6 protein-coding genes are annotated in these 5,816 nt (G+C 36.9%); 5 read left to right on the top strand and 1 reads right to left on the bottom strand.

The features are described 5' to 3' along the window. The coding region (locus BQ7314_RS09465; RefSeq protein ID WP_174483463.1) for a hypothetical protein at positions 1-194 on the bottom strand (194 nt) is incomplete at its 3' end. 324 nt (positions 195-518) lie between these two features. Here BQ7314_RS09465 and BQ7314_RS09470 point away from each other — a divergent pair. The 5 genes from BQ7314_RS09470 to BQ7314_RS09490 all read left to right on the top strand — a co-directional run bounded on the left by BQ7314_RS09470 (position 519) and on the right by BQ7314_RS09490 (position 5,724). Continuing rightward, a complete protein-coding gene (locus BQ7314_RS09470) occupies positions 519-1,127 on the top strand; it encodes a hypothetical protein (protein WP_174483464.1) in 609 nt (202 codons plus the stop codon). 65 nt (positions 1,128-1,192) lie between these two features. Continuing rightward, positions 1,193-4,033, top strand: coding sequence for an ankyrin repeat domain-containing protein (locus BQ7314_RS09475; RefSeq protein WP_174483465.1), 2,841 nt, complete (start codon positions 1,193-1,195; stop codon positions 4,031-4,033). 151 nt (positions 4,034-4,184) lie between these two features. Beyond that, positions 4,185-4,508 carry a type II toxin-antitoxin system RelE/ParE family toxin gene (locus BQ7314_RS09480; protein ID WP_174483466.1) on the top strand — a complete coding sequence of 108 codons (324 nt, stop codon included), beginning with the start codon at positions 4,185-4,187 and terminating at the stop codon, positions 4,506-4,508. After that, positions 4,505-4,816 carry a helix-turn-helix domain-containing protein gene (locus BQ7314_RS09485; RefSeq protein WP_174483467.1) on the top strand — a complete coding sequence of 104 codons (312 nt, stop codon included), beginning with the start codon at positions 4,505-4,507 and terminating at the stop codon, positions 4,814-4,816. The genes BQ7314_RS09480 and BQ7314_RS09485 overlap by 4 nt, the downstream gene beginning before the upstream one ends. A 140-nt stretch (positions 4,817-4,956) precedes the next feature. Further along, positions 4,957-5,724 (top strand): AMP-binding protein, encoded by a 768-nt coding sequence (locus BQ7314_RS09490; protein WP_174483468.1) that lies wholly within the window; start codon positions 4,957-4,959, stop codon positions 5,722-5,724. Positions 5,725-5,816: the final 92 nt, after the last annotated feature.

Here is a 5,816-nt window from a genome sequence, read left to right on the forward strand (position 1 = left end):
CGTACAAATAAGGCAAGATCATCAAGCTCAATTTCTGCTGAACTTTGATTTTGTGTCGGTGCTTTAAATTTAAAACTGCTATAACCAGCAATGTTCCATGCGCCTAGGTCATATCCTTGCCCTAAAATATACTCACCAGCATAGAGACTTGTATTAAACAATAAAAGCGTATAAATAAAAATTTTTCTCTGCATATCTTTTGCTCTTTAAGGTAGGGAGCTAATTTCTAATGTTTTTCAAACAGGAAGTTTATGCTAACTGACAAAATGCTTTTGCATCTCTACCTAGACCGCATGTTAAAAAAAATGGGTAAAAACAAAGGATACGCATTAAGGAGCAAGAATTCAATTAGTGTTTTTCAAGATTATTTCACCCAATACTGCCCATTTAAAATGGCGAATTTGATACCATTACTTATACAAAGGGCAAAGAGAGTAAAATAACAGGCAAATCTCCGTTATTACTTTTAATGCCACTTCCGAAATATGAATAAATAAACCCAAGGAAATATATTAAACATGGCGTTACAATATACTAACCGAGTCGGCAAAACATATTATTTAAGCAGAGGAAAAACAAAGTATGGCAAGACTCAATACTACTTTTCATTAAAGCCAAAAAATAACTCAGTTGATACGATACCAGAAGGTTATGAAATATATGAACACCCAGAAAAATCTCAGGTTTTTATGCGCAAAATACGCCCTCGCCTTATTAGCGAACTAGAGGAAAAATTTGTTAAAAATCAAGTAAATGCTTTACATCGAACAAGGCGTTACCTAGTAGATTGTAAAGATAAATACATAACAATTTATGAATCAAATGCGGAACCTGAAAACCTAAACAATATCTTAGGTAATTTACTAGACATGATGCCCACTCAAGAAGGGGTTGATACTAAGGGGGCAATGGATTGTTTAATGTCTGCCGCAGACCAAAATTATACAGCGATGCTTAGATTTTTCCTGGAAGATAAGGAAAAGCGAATTTTCTCGGTAGAACGTTTTTGTTTTCGTGGTCGTTCTGATAAATGGATTTATTTAGCACAGTCTGAAAATTTTAAATCCCTAGTCAAAAAATATGTCAATATGCTCGGTACTGATGACTACTTTGAATCGCCCTATTAACTCATTATTAATAGTCATCGTTTTTTAAAGCAAATAAGCTAACAAATTCTAACCCCATTTTCTCTATGCAAGTTCTCCTATATAACGAACTCAACCTTAAATCAATTCCGGCTCTAAGCAAGCTGATCAAATTTTTAGAAAACGATGATTTCCACTCAGCTGATGTTAAAAAAGTTGGGGATAATTTATATCGTGCTAAGCTTAACCGCAGTGACCGAATTCTGTTTTCTATTTATCAACATCTAGGTAAACCCTATGCTTTGATTCTGGAATATATTAAAAATCATGAATATGAAAAATCTCGATTTTTGAAGCAAAATATCAACCTTGATGAAAGCAAAATCCCCACAATTAAAACGCCAGATGAGCTAAAAGCAGAAGCCCTAGTTTATGTAAACCCAAATCATCAAAGCTTTAATTTACTGGATAAAATTGTCTCCTTTGATGACAGTCAACAATCGGTTTATGCACTACAACCCCCATTAGTTATTATTGGCTCAGCTGGTAGTGGAAAAACCGCACTGACTTTAGAAAAAATGAAACACGCAATAGGCGATGTTTTATATGTCACACAATCAGCTTATCTAGTTAAAAATTCACGTGATTTATACTATGCCCATCACTACGAAAATGAAGATCAACAAGTTGACTTTCTATCGTTCCAAGAATTTTTAGAAAGCATCCATGTCCCTGAAGGTAAACCTGTTACCTTTCAACGCTTTCAGCAATGGTTCAGTCGCTATCAACAAGGCAAACAGCTCAACGATGCGCACAAATTATTTGAAGAGTTTCGCGGCGTTATCACTGGCCCTGCAACTGATAAAAGCTGGCTTAGCAGAGAAGATTATTTAGCTTTAGGCATAAAAGAAACCATCTTTTTACAAGAAGAACGTGATGCGGTTTACACTATTTTTGAAAAATATCTTAAATTTTTACAAGAAAATAAACTCTACGATAGCAATATCATTAGCCATCAGTATTTAGATAAACTACAAGCGCGTTATGATTTTGTCATTGTTGATGAAGTGCAAGATCTCACTAATATTCAGCTTTACCTAATTATTAAATCCCTGCATCAAGCACACGACTTTATTTTATGTGGTGACTCCAATCAAATAGTTCACCCCAACTTTTTTTCCTGGTCAAAAGTAAAAAGCCTCTTCTATAAACGAGAAGATTTAGGCAGTGCAGAAAACCTGATTCGTATTTTAAATACCAATTACCGGAACTCACCCCAAGTAACCGAGATTGCTAATAAAATACTGAAAATAAAAAACAATCGTTTTGGCTCGATTGATAAAGAAAGCCACTATTTAGTCGAAAGTAATGGTCACACGCAAGGTGAAGTGGTCTTTCTGCAAGATAATAATCATATCAAGCAAGAGTTAGATAAAAAAACCAAAGCCTCGACTCACTTTGCGGTCATCGTTATGACCCCAGAGCAAAAACCTATGGCACAACAGCACTTTAGTACGCCTTTAGTCTTTACCATACAAGAAGCTAAAGGGCTGGAATATGACAATATTATTCTCTACAACTTTCTGTCCCAAGAAGAACAGCGCTACCGAGAAATCAGTAAAGGTGTCACCCTAGAAGACCTAGAAAAAGATATAAAATTTTCCCGCGCTAAAGACAAAACGGATAAATCATTAGAGATTTACAAGTTTTATATTAACTCCCTCTATGTTGCGTTAACGCGAGCGATAAAAAACCTGTATTGGATAGAAAGCGCACCCAAACAAAAATTACTCAACCTGCTAGGCTTGGATAATGCTCGGGATACACTGGAAATTGCCGATAATAATTCTAGCCTAGATGACTGGAGACAAGAAGCGCATAAGCTAGAATTACAGGGGAAACAAGAACAAGCCGAACGTATTCGGTCGGAAATTCTCAAACAAAAAACACCTGATTGGACCGTCATCGCAGGTGAAAATTTAGAGGAATTGAAACAAAAAGCCCTTGCACAAAACAATAAAAAAGCCAAATTAGAACTATTTGAATACGCTTTAGTTTATGAAGATCGTAAGCTACTTAATAGCTTGCTCAAAGCCGATTTTAAACCCGCGCAAAATCCTGATAAGGGATTACAATTATTACAGCAAAAACATTATGCCGCTTATAGCTTTAAAAAACCCGATGCGGTGATTAAGCAAGTCAACTTATACGGCCCTGACTTCCGCAATATATTTAATCAAACACCGTTAATGGTAGCCGCTTGGACGGGAAATATAGGCGTGATTCAAGCCTTATTTGAACAGGGCGCTGATACCGAAAAAGTGGATGAAAATGGTTTTACCGCATTACAAATAGCCTTATCTCAAGCCAGTCGAGATCAGAATTACGCCAGTAAAAAATTAGCTGAAACTTACCGACTCTTAGAGCCAACCAGTATCAGTATTCAGGTTGATGGGCGCTTAATAAAACTAGATAAACACCAAATGGAGTTTTTTATGCTCAATATGATGATTGCCTTGTTTTATCGTGCACTCCCTGAAAAAATAATCCATATGGCGGGGGCTTTTTCCAGTCAGGATTTTGTCGATGCGGTTGAACATTTTCCCCATAGCGTTTTACCAGAACGACGTAAAAAGCGCGCCTATCTTTCCAGCATTCTAGCTAAAAATGAATTCAGTAAAGATGCGAAAAATAACCGTAAACTATTTTTTCGCATCAAGCGCGGTCATTATTTATTTAACCCTAACCTAGCGCTTAAAGTAAATGATGAATGGGTGAATATTTATGATTTATTATCCATTGATAAATTAGCTTATCAGCATGAGAAAAAAGAAGACTGGTGGCGCGTTGATATGAATGAACGCTCAGCTGAAGTACTGGAGCATAATAAAGACTATATTAAGAAACAGATTAGCAATATACAAAAAAACAATGCCAAAAACAGCTAACACCTAGGCCGGGCGTAGACTGGAATAGCCGTAGCATCTTGCTGGTCATGGATGACCCGGTTTGCTACCCATGGTGGAAAACGCTATCGCTATTCCACTCTGACTAATCAAGATGATTGACATAGTTATCATAAATGATACCATTTAACTCATGCAATGGCATATATCGTTTTATAATCAAAAAGTAGAGACTGAAACACTGACTTTTCCGAAAGGAATTTTAGCTAACTTTTTACATATAGCTGAAATGATAGAGGAATGTGGTCCAGCGCTTGGTTTACCGTATACAAAATCTTTAGGTAAAGGTCTTTTTGAGATCAGAGCCAAAAGCACAGAAGGAATTGGACGGTCATTCTTTTGTACTATTAAGGACAAAGAAGTCGTTATTCTGCATTCTTTTATTAAAAAGTCCCAGAAAACGCCTAATAAGGAAATGGAAATAGCTCGTAAAAGGTTAAAAGAGGTTAAATCATGAGACCATCATTCGCAAATTTTAAGAAAAAAGCATTAGAAAATTCAGATGTAAAGCAAGAATATGAAAACCTTACCCCTGCTTATACACTTAGAAAGCAGCTAATTAAAATACGTAAGGATGCAGGCTTCACTCAAGAAGAGCTTGCAGAAATTTTACATACTAAAAAAAGTAATATTTCTAGGCTAGAGAATGTTAATTCTAATATTTCTCCAAAACTATCCACTATTGAGGCATATGCTAAAGCAATGGGGTATCAAATTGAAATAAATTTTATACCTCAAGCTAAACAGCACATAAACCGGACGTAAGCTCGAATAGCGTAGCACCTTGCTGGTCATGGATGACGCGGTTTGCTACCCATGGTGGAAAACGCTACCGCAATTCCACCCTACCAACTTCAACCCGTAGTCTCTATGGCTCCTGCAGAATACAGAAAAACAAAGCTCCTATGAATATTGTTACCCCATTTTTTCAACAATGCGTTCAAAATTCTGAAGCAACGGCATTCATCGAAGAAGATCAAGTCCTCACTTACGCTGATTTAAAATCGCGCATTGAAAAAATAGCGGCTTTCCTGCAAGCCAAAAAAATACAAAACCAATGCATCGCCATCGCCCTAAATCGTGGAATAAATGCCGCTAGTGCTATTTATGGCATATTAAGTGCGGGGGCTATTTACCTGCCTTTAGACATTAAAAATCCAGCAACACGCTTAAGCTTTATTATCCAAGATGCACAACCTAGTTATATTATTGGACAAGGTAGTGCGCCTGCTTGGTTAGATAAAACAGAGTTATGGGTAGATATTGATATTTTACTGGGTAGCACAACCAAAACTATAACGCCGACATCCGTCGAACCCAACGCATTAGCCGCTATTCTTTATACTTCTGGCTCTACGGGAAATCCTAAAGGTGTCGCTTTAAGTCACCAAGCACTAAGCAATTTTTCTACTTGGGCAGGCCAAACTTTTGCTATTAGCAAACAAGACCGCATTGCTAGCCTTGCACCCTTTCATTTTGATCTCTCTATCTTTGATTTATTTACTAGCCTAGCCAGCGGTGCAGGCGTTTATTTTCTGCCTTCCCGCCTAAGTTTATCGCCTAGTCGCTTAACAGCTTGGTTAGCTGAAAAGCATATTAGCAGTTGGTATACTGTTCCTTCTTTATTAAGCTTTATAGCGCTTAAAGGTGCTTTAGGAATGTGCATGAAATAACTTAGGCAACTTATAAAGTTGTTGCGTCAGGAATGGCAGTATAATTCCATTGCCTCAGGTGCTCATCAAATACAATTCGCATTGACTCTTTA

The sequence above is a fragment of the methanotrophic endosymbiont of Bathymodiolus puteoserpentis (Logatchev) genome (genome assembly GCF_900128525.1).
Classification (GTDB): Bacteria; Pseudomonadota; Gammaproteobacteria; order Methylococcales; family Methylomonadaceae; genus Methyloprofundus.